The organism is Rhizobiales bacterium NRL2 (assembly GCA_001664005.1).
Taxonomy (GTDB): domain Bacteria; phylum Pseudomonadota; class Alphaproteobacteria; order Minwuiales; family Minwuiaceae; genus Minwuia.
On sequence record CP016093.1, the window covers coordinates 3,204,793 to 3,219,866 of the forward strand.

The following is a 15,074-nucleotide window of genomic DNA, read 5'->3' on the forward strand; positions in this document are numbered from 1 at the left end:
GCGTGTCATGACCCGCATCTTCGTCGACGCCGACGCCTGCCCCGTCAGACAGGAGGTCGAGCGCGTGGCCGCGCGGCACGGGCTGGAGGTCTACGTCGTTTCCAATGGCGGCCTCAGACCCAGCCGCGATCCGCTGGTGCAGACGGTAATCGTCGCCGAGGGCGCCGACGCCGCCGACGACTGGATCGCCGAGCGCGCCGGACCGGGCGACATCTGCATTACAGGCGACATACCGCTGGCCGGCCGCTGCCTGGAGCGGGGCGCGATGGCCATCCGCCACAACGGCGACGCCTTCACGCCCGACAACATCGGCGCCCAGCTCGCGGCGCGGAACCTGATGGCTGACATCCGCGCGGCCAATCCCCTCTGGACCGGCGGCGGCGGCCGCCCGTTCGCCAGGGCGGACCGCTCGCGCTTCCTCGACCGGCTGGAGCGGGTGGTGCAGGCCGTGCGGAAACTGTCCGGCCCGCGCGACGACGGTCCCTAGAATTCGGTGGCCAGCCGGTCCAGGCAGGCATTGGCGAGACTGCGGTCCGGCCGTTCGTCGCCGGGCATCGTCGCCCAGCCGCTCTCCATCAGCATCTCGGCACGGGAATAGGTCGGCGCCTCCTTCATCCGGGTCAGCACCGCGACCCGCTGCGGGTCCGCACCCGCGTTCTGTACACAAAAGGGCACCAGCGCGGCCACCACCTCGGCGTGGGCGCGCTGCGCTGCCATCTGCTCGGCGGAACCGCCTGTCTCCCAACCGGCCCAGGCAAAGCCGACCAGGGCGAGAAGCGCTGCGCCACCGGCCGCGCCGAAAAGGGCTGGTTTGGTCCATACGGGGGTATTCATGTAAGTATTCCTTAAATTTGAGCTGCTGTAACTTCAAACTACGTGTACATGATAAATCAAAAATCCGCCATGATGGATTTTTTTATTTTGATTTCACATCTTGTTTTTTCCCGATATCGAACCTGTTTCGAAGCCTTTTTCATATCTCTCGGATAAGATGACACCGCGCTTTCCATCGAGGGCACAAGTTCCCGAGGCAATTCGCGGGGGGCGGACCGGCCTTGCCGGCCGTTTCACCCAGTGCCGCAGAGCATTTCCACCGCGGGACCGATGCGGCAGGCCAGGCTGGCGTTCCCGGAAAACCGCTTCCAGTGCCTCCTCGGTCACTGTCGAAATCCATGATTGAATTTCCCCCGCCCTATGGCTATATTCGTGGCTGCAGGCAAATTGTCAGGCGCGGGCTTCGAAGAAGTATCCGGGTCATTCGACGCAATCTGCCTGCGAAGCGAAAAAAGCGGCACGAGACGGCATTGCATCGAGTAACGCCCGACGCCGCGAACTGTTCTGGAGAAAGACAATAACCGTAGGCACCGTTAAGTGGTTCAATTCGACCAAGGGGTTCGGATTCATCGCTCCTGACGACGGCTCGAAAGACGCCTTCGTCCACATCTCGGCCGTTGAACGCGCCGGTCTCAGCACGCTCGACGAGGGCCAGAAGGTCGAGTACGAACTCGTCACCGGACGGCAGGGCAAATCCTCCGCGGAGAACCTCACGATCGTCGACTGAACTCGCGGTCGGCCGGGGTCCGGACTCATCTAGATCCGGATCATGGTTCGGCCACCGTGCATGTGCGGGGGTGCTGGCGACAGCGCCCCCGTCATTGCTTTTGGGATCGGTCCGCGCCGCTCCCCTCCCCTCGCAGATTGGGAAACCTTGATGAAGAAGCCCGCGATGACCGCCGCCGATGCGCGCCGTGAGGCGGACCGCAAGAAGGACAAGCAGTTCATCCGCGACAAGGAGAAGGAGCGCCAGTCGCGTCTCGCCAAGACCGAGAAGCTGCGCCTGCTCCGTCTGGCGAAAGAGGAAGCCGAGATCGAGGAAAAGGCGGCCGCTACCGCCGCCAAAGCCGCCAAGAGCGCCAAGAAGACCGCCCGGCCCAAGGCGAAGGCGTCTGGAACGCCGGGCGAATAGACGCGCCACCGGGACGCGGCCGGAGCGTCCCGCCAGATTGTCGCCGACCATGCATTGAGGCGGAAGCCCGCCTTCCTCCTTCCGATGTTCAACAAAACACACAGGGAAGGACCGGCGATGCTCATCAGGATCGGCTACGAGATCGTTCATGATTGCCCGCAGCCGACGCCAATGCTGCTGCTGCTGCACACTCATTTTTCACGCGTTTCGGATTTCGTCCGCCCGGACCACATGATCGTGAGTCCATCGGTTCCGATGGACGCCTATCGCGACGGCTTCGGCAACTGGTGCACGCGGATCGTCGCCCCGGCCGGTCCGACGACGGTCACCGCCGACGCGTTGATCCGGGATTCCGGCCAACCCGATCCGGCGCTGTACTCGGCCGCCCAACACCCGGTGGAGGAACTGCCCGCCGAGGTGCTGACCTTCCTGCTCGGCAGCCGCTATTGCGAAACCGACCGGCTGATGGAAGCCGCATGGGATCTTTTCGGTCATACGCCGCCTGGCTGGCAGCGCGTCCAGGCGATCTGCGACTATGTGCATAACCACATCACGTTCGACTATTTCCGGGCGCGGCCCACGATGACCGCCCTGGACGTCTTCAACGAGCGTTTCGGCGTCTGCCGGGACTACACCCACCTGGCGATCGCCTTCCTGCGCTGCCTGAACATCCCGGCGCGCTACTGCACCGGCTATCTCAGCGATATCGGCTTCGAGCCGACCGAACCGGATTTCGCCGCCTGGCTGGAAGTCTGGCTCAACGGCGGTTGGCGTATCTTCGATCCGCGCAACAATACGCCACGCTATGGCCGCATTCTCATCGCCCGCGGCCGGGACGCCACGGACGTGCCCATCAGCCTGACCTTCGGCCCCAACACGCTTCAGAGCTTCCGTGTCTGGACCTATCCCGTCGACGACGCCGCCAACTGAACGGATGCGCTATTCCGCCGGCTGTTCCGCCGGCGCAGGCCCGGTGTCCACGGCGCCGAACAGCCAGTCGAAGAGCGGAAAGGTGAAGTTCATGTTCGCGCGCATCATTCGCGACGGTTCATGGTGTGCGATGTGGTGACGGCGCATCATGGCGATCAGCGGCGCGTGCCGGACGAAGGCGTTGTCAGGCATGTGGGCGCAGAAGTGCATGACCTCGAACAGGATGTACATCGCCGCCACCGTCGCCAGAAGCAGGAGCGCGGCGTTGGCGGAGATCGCAAGCCAGGCCAGCCCCGCCACAGGCGTCGACAGCAGCAGGGTCGCCGGCAGCGCGAAGACGGGAAAGAACACGATCTTCAGGTCCCGCGTCCCCTCGTAGCGCGCCAGTTCCCGGGTGAAGAAGCGGTGATGCGTATGGGTGTGGCGCTGGTAGAGCGCCCGCGCGATGCGGTTCTTCCGCGGCTGGTGCAGCACCCTGGCGTGCACCCACCATTCGACGAAGTTCCAGCCCACGATCCCGACGGCGATCATGGCGAGGTCGGTCCAGGCCAGCGGCGCGTCGAGTGCCCACAGGAACAGCGCGATGAAAGCCAGACCGATCCCCAGCGCCGTCAGGCCGTGGCGGACGCCGCTGTAGCCTGCCGGTATCGTATGCCGGAACTCGGCGCGGAATGCCTGTTGTTCGGCAAGGGTCATGGCCGTCCTCCCCGACTTGCCCCGCTGATCGAGCGATCATCCTAACGAAGCGGCGGGCCCCGGGAAACCGCCGCCGCGCAGGCCGGCGCGGCCAAGGGACACAGTCCCGCGGCCGGCCCGTTGTCCGGGGCGCACACCGTTCCCAGATCGCGATTTCAGCCGCAGGCCGCATCGAACGGCCCGCAACGCCAATCGCAGAGTAGAGGACGCGAGACATGGCCGAGAACAGCAAGCGGGTGGCCATCCTGGTCACCGACGGATTCGAGGAAGTGGAACTGTGCGAGCCCCGTGAGGCCTTGCAGGACGCCGGCATGGAGACGGTTATCGTCGCGCCGCACGACGGCAAGGTAACCAGCTGGCAGAAGACCGACTGGGGCAGCAAGTTCGAGGTCGACGCCACCCTGGCCGAGACGGACGGGGCCGACTACGACGCCCTGTTGCTGCCCGGCGGTGTGATCAATCCGGACGCGCTGCGCATCAAGGACAAGGCAGTCGCCTTCGTGCAGAGCTTCGTCGAGGCGGAGAAGCCGGTGGCCGCGATCTGCCACGGTCCCTGGACACTGATCGAGGCCGGCGCGGCGAAGGGCCGGAAGATGACCTCCTGGCCGTCGCTGAAGAACGATCTGGCCAACGCCGGGGCGGAATGGGTCGACCAGGAGGTCGTGGTCGACGGCAATTTCGTCACCAGCCGCAATCCCGGCGACCTGCCGGCCTTCTGCAGGGAGACGGTCCGTCTGTTCCAGGCTGCCTAGCCGGGTCTCATTCGCCGCCGCGTCACCGTTCGGCGGCGCGCCAGGCGGCGGGGGAAAGTCCACTGGCCTTCTTGAAGGCGCGGCTGAACGCCGCCTCCGACGCATAACCCACCTCACGCGCGACAGCAGCCACCTTGACGCCGTCGCGCAGATATCGGCCGGCCACGTGCATCCGCCACAGCGCAAGATAGTGCATCGGTGTCTCCCCCACCGTGGCGGCAAAACGGGCGGCCAGCACGCTGCGCGACAGGCCGGCTTCCTGCGCCAGAGCGGCCAGCGTCCAGCCGCGGGCGGGATCGGCATGGATCAGGGAGAGCGCGCGCCCGACGCCAGGATCGGCGAGCCCTGACAGCCAGCCGCACCCGCCCCCATCCGTGGCCGACAGATGGCGGCGAAGCGCTTCCACGAACATCAATTCGCTCAGGCCGAGACGGATACTGGCGCCCCCGGCCCGCTCGCGCCGGGATTCCTCGAGCGTCAGTTCGATCAGGCGGTCGAGCAGATCGGCTTCGCCGGCGGCGCTTCGGCGTATGTGCAGAAGCCGGGGCAGGTTCGCCAGCAACGGATTGAACGGCGACAGGTCGCAACCGAGAAAGCCGCAGATGAACTTCGCCGGCGGCGGCGCCCCGCCACCCTCCGGAATGACGAAGGGCAGCCGCCCTGCGGCAAGGTCGCGAAAGAAGTCCATCGTCTCCGCAGGGCCCAGTTCGGGCGGCGTCCCCGGTTCGCTGAGCATGGTGTAGGGATCACCGTGGGGAAACACGACGATGTCGCCGGGCCCGATCTCGACGGCAGGACTGCCGGGCACGCCGGCATGGCCCCGCCCCTCGACCACGACGTGATAGGAAATGATCTGCCGGGCGCCCGGCAGGATGATCTCGGCGAAGGACTTCGCCCGCGGGATGTCCACGCACCAGGGGCTCGAGGCATCGACGACGAAGAACAGCGCGCCTGTCAGTCGGATCGAACGCAGGACATCGGAGAGCGGGTCGGCGCCGGGCGGCGAAATGGACGCCGGAGCAAGGCTTGAGGACGCCTGGTCATGGGCTTCGGACATGGCGCTCCCTAACATCGGGGCGGTCGGGCCAGCCGCAAGACTAGGCCCCGCAACGGAGCAGGGGAAGCTCAGCCATGACGCCTACCGTCGCCGAGAAGCCGCCCGCCGAGATCTACGACGAGAAATTCGTGCCGGCCCTGTTCGGTCAGTGGGGACCCGTGATCGCCGGTCTTGCCGGAATCGGCGCCGGGCATCGCGTGCTCGACGTCGCCTGCGGCACGGGCGCTCTGACCCTGGCCTGCGCCGAACGCGCAGGCGACAGGGGCCGGGTCGCCGGTCTCGACGCCAATCCGGAAATGCTGGAGGTCGCACGGCGGAAGACGGACACCGTCGAATGGCATGAGGGGATGGCCGAGGCATTGCCGTTCGAGAGCGGCAGTTTCGATGCCGTGGTCAGCCAGTTCGGCATGATGTTCTTCGACGACCGGCCGCGGGCGCTCCGCGAGATGGCGCGCGTGCTCCGTCCGGGCGGCCGGCTTGCGGTCGCCGTCTGCGGCGACGTCGCCCGTTCGCCGGGCTACGCTGTCTTCGCAGGTCTGCTGGATCGCCTGTTCGGGCGGCAGGTCGGCGACGCCTTCCGCGCGCCCTTCGCGCTGGGCGACAGGGTCCTGCTCGGCGCCATCGCCGGAGAGGCCGGCCTCTCCGGCGCCGCGATCGAGGACCATTGGGGCCAGGTGCGCTTCGACAGCATCGAGGCGCTTGTCTCGACCGAGCGCGCCTGCGTCTGGACCCTCGGCGGCATTCTGGACGACGCGCAGTTCGAAAGCCTGCTGGCGGAATCGGCGCGCGAACTGGCGCCGTTCAGGGGAACGGACGGACGCGTCGCGTTCGACATGCCCGCCCTGATCCTGACCTGGCAAAAGCCGGCGGCCTGAAGCCGCCCCGGCTCAGATCGGCTTCTGGCCGATCACCTTGCGGCCCTTGTTGAGTTCCTTCAGGTACTCGATGCCGTCGGCCGCGATGGCCTCGCCGATGTGCAGGCCCTCCTCGCGCTCCAGATCGTCGACGTCGATCCAGTTGGCGTAGAGCGGCCGCGTGCGGTCGGTGATGATTCCGGCATTGAGCAGGGTCTTGACCAGCACGCGCATGATGTTGGTCGGATCCTTCAGGTCGTTGCGGCGTTTGGAATCGCGATCCCGGTAGACCTCGCGCACCGAGTCGCGCACCCACTCCCAGTCCAGGCCGAACTGCGGGTAGATCGCCCGCTTCTGGCGGATATTGGTGAGATTGAATAGCAGGGTCTCGAAGCACTTCGCCGCCCAGTCCTCGACGATGCGGTGCTCCTCTTCCGAGAGCTTCGGAATGGTGCGGTCCGCCCAGATCTTGCCGAACTTGTGGTGGAAGGCCTCGTCGGTCATGACCAGCTGTACCAGGCGCTTGAGCACCGGGTCGTTGGTGTATCGGTGAAGGTTGGCGAAGGCGCCCATGGCCAGCCCCTCGATCAGCATCTGCATGCCGACCAGCTTCTTGTACACCTCCGGCGCCAGCACGAGCTCTTCCATCAGCGAGCCCAGCGAGTCGCCGACCGGGTAGGCGGTGCCCCAGCGGTGGGCGATGTACTTCGCGAAGCCGGTGACGTGGCGGGCCTCCTCGCGGGCCTGGTTGGAGGCGTATTCCTGCGCGCCCGGATCGACCAGGATGTGGCAGAGGCTGGCCGAGAGGCTGAGCGCGCCCTGCTCGCCGTGCAGGATGGAAGAGACGCCCCAGCGCGTGGATTCGTTCGCCAACCGGATGCGCTGACCCTCGTCGAGGCGGTCGTAGACCGCGCCCGAAAGCTCCGGCACCTGCTCCGGCGGCATGATGTATTCGTTGTCGATGTCGAAGGGCTGGGAGAAATCCACGTAGACCGGGTTCAGCGGATCCCAGAAATGGTCGTGCGTGGCCGAAATGATCTCGTCGAAGGCGTCGGAGCGGCGATTGTAGCGCTCCACGTCCATCATGACGGAGAAGGCGTCCCGGTCGACTGTGTCGTAGGACCGGTCATGGGTAATGTGGCGGGACATTCGGGCTACCTCCCCAAAGCGACTTTTCCGACCCGGATACTGTCTGCCGCTTACGTTAACGTCAATAGGTTTCGACCCGGCAGCGCACCGCTCCCGCGTCCCGCGCCGAAAACCGGTTTCCCTTTCCGCCGCGTCCTCTAGTCTCACTGCCGGGCGTCACGCGGCTTGACGGAGGGGCGGCGAATGCAGGCGGGATTCAAGGCCCGGCTCGGCTGGGCCATGTACGACTGGGCGGCCCAGCCGTTCTTCACCATCATCTTCACCTTCATCTTCGGCCCCTATTTCGTGAACGTGGTGGTCGGCGATGCGGCAGCCGGGCAGACGCTCTGGGGCGACACCCAGACCATCGCCGGCCTGGTCATGGCCTTCATGGCGCCGGTGCTGGGTTCGCTGGCCGACGCGACAGGTCCGCGCAAGCCCTGGGTGGTCGGATTCAGCGTCGTCTGCATCGCCGCCTGTTTCGGGCTCTGGTTCGCCACGCCCGGCGCCGACGACAGCCGCATCGCGCTGATCGTCGCCCTGGTGGTGATCGGCGTCATCGGGGCGGAGTTCTCCATCGTCTTCAACAACGCCATGCTGCCGTCGCTGGCCAAGGGCGACCAGGTCGGCAAGCTGTCCGGCTTCGGCTGGGCCATGGGCTATGGCGGCGCCCTGATCGCCCTGCCCATCATGCTGTGGGTGACCGGGCAGCTGCCCGGCATGGCGGGACCGAGCTTCCCGGAAGGCAGCTATATCGGCGAGCGGCTGGCCGGCCCCTTCTCGGGCGTCTGGTTCATCGTCTTCCTGATTCCGTTCCTGATCTGGACGCCGGACCAGCCGCGGCTGGTCAGCGACCGCCTGGCCGCGATCCGCGCGGGACTCCGCGAACTGCGCCAGACCATCCGCACCCTGCCGAAGCGGCGGAACATGTTCCGCTTCCTGATCGCGCGCATGATCTATTATGACGGCCTCAACGCGATCTTCGCCTTCGGCGGCATCTACGTCGCGGCCCAGCTCGGCTGGACAACGCTGGAGCTTGGGCTTTTCGGCATTCTGACGCTGATCTTCGGCGTTCCGGGAAGCCTGCTGGGCGGCTGGCTGGACGACCGCATCGGCTCGAAGCGGACCCTCTTTCTCTCGATCGGCGGGCTGGTGCTGACGACGCTCGGAATCATCTCCATCGGCGACGACAGGGTGCTGTTCTTCGTGCCGATGGCCTTCCCCGTCGCCGGCGACGGCCTGTTCGCCGCCCCGGCGGAATGGGTCATGCTCGGACTTACGGCGCTGCTCGGCCTTGTCGCCGGCCCGTCGCAGGCCGCCAGCCGGTCGATGGTCACGCGCCTCGCCCCGCCCGGACAGCTCGGTCAGTTCTTCGGCCTGTTCTCGCTGTCGGGCAAGGTCACGGCCTTCCTGGCCCCCTTCGCCATCGCGCGCGTGACCGACGCCAGCGATTCGAGCCGCATCGGCGTTTCGGTGATCCTGGTCTTCCTGATCGTCGGCCTGTTCCTGCTGGCCGGCGTCCGCGAGGAACGCGACCAGCCGTTCTGAGGGACTCAGCCCTTCAGATCGCCGATCGAGACATAGGCGGAGATCCGTTCCAGGCTCGAATGGACATCGGCCACGACCGGCCCGTCATGCGCCATCACCTCGGCGACCTTCGCAGCGAGATCATCGTCCTTCGTGATCGTCACCCCCATCGCGCCGAAGCTCTCGCCCCATTTGGCGAAATCGGGATTGGCGAGCTGGGTCGAGGCGACAGTGCCGGGAAAGAACTTCTCCTGATGCAGGCGGATGGTGCCGTAGGAGCCGTTGTTTGAGACGAAGACCTTGAACTTCACGCCGCGGGCGATCGCGGTCGCGAGCTCGTGGCCCGTCATCATGGCGCCGCCGTCGCCGAGAAAGGTGATGATCTGCCGTTCCGGCGCGCGCAGGCTGGCAGCCACCGCCGCCGGCGTGCCCATGCCCATGGCGCCGGAGACCGCGCCCAGCATGGTCTGCCGCCCGTTGAAGCGGACATGGCGGTGAATCCAGCTGGAGAAATTGCCCGCGTCGGTGACCACGATGGCGTCGTCGGTCAGGTGCGGCTTCAGCGCCTCGACGACAAGGCCGAAATTGACGCCGTCGTCCGCCGGCTCAGGCGCGCCGCCCATCAGCTTGTCGACATAGGCTTTCAGCCGCGCGTTCCAGTCGCCCCGGCCGCCCCCGCTCCCGCGCGCGGCGAGCGCCTCGAGAAAGGCGACGGGGTCCGCCGTCAGACCGATTTCGGCGGCGAAGATCCGGCCGACGACGCCGGCGTCCGGATAGACGTGCACCAGCGGCTGCTTCGGCGGGATCGAGGGGAAGACATAACCCTGCGTGGTGGTGTCGCCCAGGCGCGTGCCAACGGCGACGATCAGATCGCTTTCCGACAGCAGCTCCACCTGCGGCTTCGGAATGTTGAAGCCCAGATAGCCGGCATAGAGCGGGCTGTCGTTCGGGAAGACGTCCTGATGCTTGAAGCTGGTGACCACCGGCAGCGACCACGCCTCCGCCGCCTTCAGCAGCGCCGCGCGGGCCGGCGGCAGGTCGAGCAGGCCGCCGGCGATCATCACCGGCCGCTCGGCCTTTGCCAGCAGCTTCGCGACACGGTCGACATCGTCACCCGCCGGCGCCGTGCGCGGCACGGGCATCGGCTCGGCGGGCCGCGCCTCCGTCTCGTCGAACTGCATGTCTTCGGGCAGCACGATGACCACCGGTCCGGGCGTCCCGCTCTGCGCGATCTGGTAGGCGCGGGCGACGATCTCCGGGATGCGGTCGGCGTCGGAGATGGTCCAGACCGCCTTGGCGATGTCGCCGAACATCTTCGAATAGTCGATCTCCTGAAAGGCCCCGCGGCCGATCTCGTCACGGGAGACCTGGCCGATGAACAACACCAGCGGCACGGCGTCCTGCTCGGCCGTGTGCACCGCGATGGAGGCGTTGGTGGCGCCGGGTCCACGGCTGACCAGCGCGATGCCGGGCCGTCCGGTCAGCTTGGCGTCGGCCACCGCCATGAAGCCCGCGCCCGATTCGTGGCGCGCCTGGACCAGCTCGATGCGGTTGCGCCGCGCGAAGGCGTCCAGCGTTGCCAGGTAGCTCTCGCCCGGCACGCAGAAGGCGCGGTCGGCGCCTTGCGCCTCCAGGCAGGCGACGATCAGATCGGCGGCGCGGGTCATCGGCATGTTCCTCCCCGGGATCAGGTTTTTCTTGTTCTCCAAGTGCTTCCTAGCACGGCCTGATTCTGCATACCAAGCTTGCAGCGGACGCGCGTGTCTGGAAGTATACGCCCTTCCAACAGGCCACGTTCGAGATGGTCAAGGATCAACAGGGAGGAGTTTACCCATGCGAATCATGACTCGAGTTGCGGCCGCCGCCGCTCTGGCCACGCTGCCGTTCGCGGCCGGCGCGGCCGAGGGCGGGCTGCCGGACAAGATGACCTGGACCGCCTATGGCACCACGGCCTCGGGCTACGCCCAGTCGGTGGCCGTCGGCGATGCGCTGAACAAGGCCTATGGCGTCAAGATGCGCGTCATTCCGGGCAAGAACGACGTTTCCCGCATGGCGCCGCTGCGCGACGGCCAGGCGGACTACTGCGCTTGCGGCGCGGCCGCCTATTTCGGTCAGGAAGCCGCCTTCCTGTTCGCTTCCGAGGAGTGGGGCCCGCAGCCGCTGCGCGTGGTCATGACCGCGATCGGCAAGAACAACCTGTCGCTGGCCACCGCCAAGGACGCCGACATCAAGACCATGGCGGATCTAAAGGGCAAGCGGGTTTCCTGGGTGGTCGCGGGTGACGCGCTGAACTGGAACGCCGCCGCCAACATGGCCTTCGCCGGCCTGACCTGGGACGATGTCGAGAAGGTCGAGGTCTCGGGCTTCAAGGCGTCGATCGATGCCATCATCAACGGCCAGTCCGACGCCGCCTTCATGTCCACCGTGACGCCGCATGCGCAGCGTCTGGCGGCTTCCCCGCGCGGCCTCCACTGGCCGCCCCTGCCGCATGACGACACCGAAGGCTGGAAGCGCCTGCAGGCGGCGCAGCCGATCGCGCTCAAGCACGTGGGCACCCAGGGGGCGGAAATGTCGCCCGAGAACCCGCATGTCGGCTACACCTATCCGTACCCGATCCTGGTGACCAACGCCGATCAGGACGCCGACGAGGTCTATGCCCTGATCAAGGGGATCCACGAGAACTTCGACGCCTACAAGGACTCCGCGCCGGGCGCCGACGGCTGGTCGATGGACAATCAGTCGATGGTCTGGGGCATTCCCTATCACGAGGGCGCCATCCGCTTCTTCAAGGAGCAGGGCATGTGGACCGACGAGGCCCAGGCCAACCACGAGACGCTGCTGAAGCGCCAGAAGCTCATCAAGGACGCCTGGGACTCGATGGGTTCGGTCGCCGGCATGAGCCCGGAAGAGGTCAGCGCCAAGTGGCTGCCGATCCGCGCCAAGGCCCTCAAGGACGCCGGCATGCCGGTGGTCTTCGACTGAACGGTTGGACCTGAATGAACCAAAGCGCCGGTAACGAGCCGGCGGGCCCCGCTGGGGGCCCGCCGGGCGCCGCGCGACCGAAGATGGCGGTGGCCGATGCCGAGAACCGGTATCGGCCACTGTCGCCTTTCTGGCGCGGCCTATTGATGACCGCAACGGTCATCACCGTTCTCCTGTCGATCTACATGCTCTTCAACCTGGGACATACCTTCGGCTACGTCCCGGTCGATACGCAGTATTTCTTCATCCTTCTGGCGCTGCTGCTGCCGCTCTGCCTCCTCGTCTTTCCGCTTCGGAAGACCGGCAAGGTCGGTTCGCGCGGGACCGAGCGGGCCCTGTTCGGCTTCGACCTCCTGCTCATGGCTGCGGCCATTGGCGCCAACGTCTATCTGTTCACCTACGCCCGCGACATCGTGAACCTGGGCTGGGAATGGGCGGCGCCCACGCACATCCAGATCGCCTCGGGCATTCTCTGGCTGCTGGTTCTCGAGGCCACGCGGCGGGCTGCCGGACTCTCCGTCTTCCTGATCGTGCTCGTCTTCTCGACCTATCCCCTTTACGGCGAGTGGCTGCCGGATCCGCTGGAGACCTTCGAGAACGAGCCCTTCGGCAAGACGGTCGCCTATCACGCGATCTCGTCGGAATCGATCCTGGGCATCCCCTTCCGCGCCTTCGCCAATCTGGTCATCGGCTTCCTGATGTTCGGCGTGGCGCTGCAACACACGGGGGGCGGCAAGTTCTTCATCAACCTGGCCTTCTCGCTGCTCGGACATGTCCGCGGCGGCCCGGCCAAGGTCGCCATCTTCTCCTCGGGCCTGATGGGTTCCATGAGCGGCAGCGTCATCACCAACGTGCTGACCACCGGTTCGCTCTCGATCCCGGCGATGAAGCGGACGGGCTTCAAGGCTCACTATGCCGCCGGCGTCGAGGCCTGCGCCTCGACCGGCGGAGTGCTGATGCCGCCGATCATGGGCGCCACCGCCTTCATCATGGCGATCTACCTGAACGTGCCCTATTCGGAGATCATCATCGCCGCGGCGATCCCGTCCTTCCTCTACTTCTTCGGCCTGTTCATGCAGATCGACGCCTATGCGGCGTGGATGGGGCTGAAGGGCCTGCCGCGGCACGAGATGCCGTCGGTCAGGGAAACCATCAAGGAGGGCTGGCACTACATCTTCGTGTTCTTGCTGCTGGTCTTCATGCTGCTCTACCTGCAGCGGGAGGCGCTGGCCCCCTACTACGCGACCGCCCTGCTGATCGTCCTCAACCAGGTCACGCCGGGCAACCGCTGGGGCTGGAAGGAAGTCGAGAACTTCATCACCGGCGTCGGCCGCCTGTTCGCCGAACTGGCCGCGATCCTCGCCGGCATCGGCATGATCGTCGGCGCACTGTCGATGACTGCCAAGATATCGACGCTCGCCAACGAACTGCTCTCGATGGCCGGCGGCGACATCTTCCTGTTGCTGCTGATGGGCGCGCTCGCCAGCTTCATCATGGGCATCGGCGTCACCGTCACGGTCGCCTACATCATCCTGGCGATCACCCTGGCCCCGGCGTTGACGCAGTCGGGACTCAATCCGATGGCGGTGCACATGTTCATGCTCTACTGGGGCATGCTCAGCTTCATTACCCCGCCCGTGGCGCTGGGCGCGTTCGCGGCGGCGAGCCTCGCGGGCTCCAATCCCATGCGAACGGGGTTCGAGGCGATGCGGCTGGGATCGGTGATCTATTTCATCCCGTTCTTCTTCGTCCTCAATCCGGGCCTGATCATGCAGGGCACGGTGCCGCAGGTGCTGGTGGTCACCGGCACCGCGATTATCGGCGTCGTGCTGCTCGCCTCTGCGCTTCAGGGATACATGATCGGCGTCGGCAAGCTGACCCATCACCGGACGCTGCAATGGCCCATCCGGTTTGCGGTCGGACTCGCGGCGCTTCTGTTCCTGGCGCCGGGCGGCGAACTGACCGGATACACCCATGTCGAACTGGTGATCGCCGGTCTTGCCATCGGCCTGCCGGCCGTGGCGCTGGCCTGGATCCAGGCCCGAAGTCACGCCGTGGCCTGAGAAATCCGACCATCGCCGGGCCTCCCGAGGGGGCCGTCCTGACAGGGGCGGCCCCCTCGTCTATGATGGAGCGGTGAAACAGCAACGAAACCAACGAGCGCGCAACGGCATGACGCGTACTCTCCGGGCTGCCCTCGCAGTCCTCGCCATCATGACCATCGCGCCTGCGGCGCTGGCGCGCTGCGAGGTGGACAAGCCGGTGACGCTGGCCGACCTGAACTGGGATTCCAGCGCCTTCCACGTCGCCGTCGCGGCCCGCATCCTGAAGGATGGCTATGGCTGCCACGTCGAACGGAAGCCGGGGGCGACCCGGCCACTGTTCAAGGCGCTCGCCCGCGGCGAGGTCGATATCATGATGGAGGTCTGGAAGGACAACATCCCGACCCTCTGGCGGCAGGCCGCACAGGCCGGCGACGTGGTCGAGATGGGCGTCAACTATCCGGACGCGGTTCAGGGCTGGTTCGTGCCCGCCTATCTGGTCCGCGGCGAGGACGCCCCTGCGCCGGATCTGGAATCCGTCCGCGACCTGGCGGACTATCGCGACCTGTTCGCGGACCCCGAGGACCGCGGCAAGGGCCGCTTCTACAACTGCATGCTGGGCTGGGGCTGCGAGAAGGTGAACACGCGGAAGCTTCACGCCTACGGACTGGCCGACGACTTCAACAACTTCCGGCCCGTTTCCGGCCGCGCCCTGGTGCGCGCCATTGCCGGCCACTACGAAAAGCGGGAGCCGTTCCTGACCTATTACTGGGGACCGACCTGGGTGCTGGGAACCTACGACCTGGTCATGCTGGAGGAGCCGCCCTACGACCCCGAGATATGGTCGGAGATGAACCGGAACCGAAGACCCGAGGCAGCGACGGCCTATCCGACGTCCGCGATAACCATCGCTGTAAGCGACGAGTTCGCCGAAGCGGCGCCGGAGATCGTCGGCTTTCTGGAATCCTACCGGACCTCCAACGACCTGGTCTCGGCGGCGCTGGCGGACATGCGCCGTCTCGAAGGCGACGCGGAGGCGGCGGCGCGGCGTTTCCTGACGGCGCGCCCCGAAATATGGACAGAATGGGTGCCGGAGGATGTCGCCCGGCGCGTGCGCGAGGGGCTTTCCTGACCCGGCCG

Annotated in this window: 14 protein-coding genes; 9 read left to right on the forward strand and 5 right to left on the reverse strand. The window is 66.4% G+C overall.

Annotated features, from left to right (window positions below; genetic code table 11):
• The first annotated feature begins 7 nt into the window (after positions 1-7).
• On the forward strand, positions 8-487 hold the full coding sequence (locus tag TEF_14890) for a hypothetical protein (protein ID ANK81940.1): 480 nt from the start codon (positions 8-10) through the stop codon (positions 485-487).
• Here the strand turns inward: TEF_14890 and TEF_14895 are convergent.
• Complete coding sequence (locus TEF_14895; protein ID ANK81941.1) at positions 484-834, reverse strand: hypothetical protein; 351 nt, start codon at positions 832-834, stop codon at positions 484-486. The two genes, TEF_14890 and TEF_14895, sit on opposite strands and share 4 nt — an antisense overlap.
• Positions 835-1,711: 877 nt before the next feature.
• Between TEF_14895 and TEF_14900 the strand changes: the two genes are divergently transcribed.
• Together TEF_14900 and TEF_14905 are read left to right on the forward strand one after the other, a co-directional pair.
• A complete protein-coding gene (locus tag TEF_14900; GenBank protein ANK81942.1) occupies positions 1,712-1,966 on the forward strand; it encodes a hypothetical protein in 255 nt (84 codons plus the stop codon).
• 117 nt (positions 1,967-2,083) lie between these two features.
• Entirely contained in the window at positions 2,084-2,896 is an 813-nt protein-coding gene (locus TEF_14905; GenBank protein ID ANK81943.1) for a transglutaminase, read from the forward strand.
• Positions 2,897-2,905: 9 nt separating this feature from the next.
• Here TEF_14905 and TEF_14910 read toward each other — a convergent pair whose 3' ends face one another.
• Entirely contained in the window at positions 2,906-3,592 is a 687-nt protein-coding gene (locus tag TEF_14910) for a hypothetical protein (GenBank protein ANK81944.1), read from the reverse strand.
• Positions 3,593-3,807: 215 nt separating this feature from the next.
• On the opposite strand from TEF_14910, the gene TEF_14915 reads away from it, so the two are divergent.
• Complete coding sequence (locus TEF_14915) at positions 3,808-4,344, forward strand: protease (GenBank protein ID ANK81945.1); 537 nt, start codon at positions 3,808-3,810, stop codon at positions 4,342-4,344.
• A gap of 22 nt (positions 4,345-4,366) precedes the next feature.
• Here TEF_14915 and TEF_14920 read toward each other — a convergent pair whose 3' ends face one another.
• A complete protein-coding gene (locus TEF_14920; protein ID ANK83508.1) occupies positions 4,367-5,353 on the reverse strand; it encodes a hypothetical protein in 987 nt (328 codons plus the stop codon).
• A 122-nt stretch (positions 5,354-5,475) separates the two neighbouring features.
• On the opposite strand from TEF_14920, the gene TEF_14925 reads away from it, so the two are divergent.
• A complete protein-coding gene (locus tag TEF_14925; GenBank protein ID ANK81946.1) occupies positions 5,476-6,276 on the forward strand; it encodes a methyltransferase type 11 in 801 nt (266 codons plus the stop codon).
• Between the two features lie 12 nt (positions 6,277-6,288).
• Here TEF_14925 and TEF_14930 read toward each other — a convergent pair whose 3' ends face one another.
• A complete protein-coding gene (locus TEF_14930; GenBank protein ANK81947.1) occupies positions 6,289-7,404 on the reverse strand; it encodes a DUF3066 domain-containing protein in 1,116 nt (371 codons plus the stop codon).
• Between the two features lie 183 nt (positions 7,405-7,587).
• Between TEF_14930 and TEF_14935 the strand changes: the two genes are divergently transcribed.
• Positions 7,588-8,931 (forward strand): hypothetical protein, encoded by a 1,344-nt coding sequence (locus tag TEF_14935; GenBank protein ANK81948.1) that lies wholly within the window; start codon positions 7,588-7,590, stop codon positions 8,929-8,931.
• Between the two features lie 5 nt (positions 8,932-8,936).
• Here the strand turns inward: TEF_14935 and TEF_14940 are convergent, their stop codons facing one another.
• Positions 8,937-10,577, reverse strand: coding sequence for a hypothetical protein (locus tag TEF_14940; protein ID ANK83509.1), 1,641 nt, complete (start codon positions 10,575-10,577; stop codon positions 8,937-8,939).
• A gap of 175 nt (positions 10,578-10,752) precedes the next feature.
• Here TEF_14940 and TEF_14945 point away from each other — a divergent pair, with 175 nt between their 5' ends.
• From TEF_14945 to TEF_14955, 3 genes are all read left to right on the forward strand, one after another.
• Positions 10,753-11,892: a hypothetical protein gene (locus tag TEF_14945; GenBank protein ANK83510.1), complete on the forward strand. Its 1,140-nt coding sequence runs from the start codon at positions 10,753-10,755 to the stop codon at positions 11,890-11,892.
• Between the two features lie 83 nt (positions 11,893-11,975).
• Positions 11,976-13,955: a C4-dicarboxylate ABC transporter gene (locus tag TEF_14950; GenBank protein ID ANK83511.1), complete on the forward strand. Its 1,980-nt coding sequence runs from the start codon at positions 11,976-11,978 to the stop codon at positions 13,953-13,955.
• Positions 13,956-14,064: 109 nt separating this feature from the next.
• A complete protein-coding gene (locus TEF_14955; protein ANK81949.1) occupies positions 14,065-15,066 on the forward strand; it encodes an ABC transporter substrate-binding protein in 1,002 nt (333 codons plus the stop codon).
• The last annotated feature ends 8 nt before the right edge of the window (positions 15,067-15,074 follow it).

Bases quoted from the DNA above. Each gene is read 5' to 3' on its own strand.
- TEF_14910 (ANK81944.1), bottom strand. From the start codon at position 3,592: ATGACCCTTGCCGAACAACAGGCATTCCGCGCCGAGTTCCGGCATACG.
- TEF_14915 (ANK81945.1), top strand. From the start codon at position 3,808: ATGGCCGAGAACAGCAAGCGGGTGGCCATCCTGGTCACCGACGGATTC.
- TEF_14895 (ANK81941.1), bottom strand. From the start codon at position 834: ATGAATACCCCCGTATGGACCAAACCAGCCCTTTTCGGCGCGGCCGGT.
- TEF_14950 (ANK83511.1), top strand. From the start codon at position 11,976: ATGGCGGTGGCCGATGCCGAGAACCGGTATCGGCCACTGTCGCCTTTC.
- TEF_14955 (ANK81949.1), top strand. From the start codon at position 14,065: ATGACGCGTACTCTCCGGGCTGCCCTCGCAGTCCTCGCCATCATGACC.
- TEF_14890 (ANK81940.1), top strand. From the start codon at position 8: ATGACCCGCATCTTCGTCGACGCCGACGCCTGCCCCGTCAGACAGGAG.
- TEF_14945 (ANK83510.1), top strand. From the start codon at position 10,753: ATGACTCGAGTTGCGGCCGCCGCCGCTCTGGCCACGCTGCCGTTCGCG.
- TEF_14925 (ANK81946.1), top strand. From the start codon at position 5,476: ATGACGCCTACCGTCGCCGAGAAGCCGCCCGCCGAGATCTACGACGAG.
- TEF_14935 (ANK81948.1), top strand. From the start codon at position 7,588: ATGCAGGCGGGATTCAAGGCCCGGCTCGGCTGGGCCATGTACGACTGG.
- TEF_14940 (ANK83509.1), bottom strand. From the start codon at position 10,577: ATGACCCGCGCCGCCGATCTGATCGTCGCCTGCCTGGAGGCGCAAGGC.
- TEF_14930 (ANK81947.1), bottom strand. From the start codon at position 7,404: ATGTCCCGCCACATTACCCATGACCGGTCCTACGACACAGTCGACCGG.
- TEF_14900 (ANK81942.1), top strand. From the start codon at position 1,712: ATGAAGAAGCCCGCGATGACCGCCGCCGATGCGCGCCGTGAGGCGGAC.
- TEF_14905 (ANK81943.1), top strand. From the start codon at position 2,084: ATGCTCATCAGGATCGGCTACGAGATCGTTCATGATTGCCCGCAGCCG.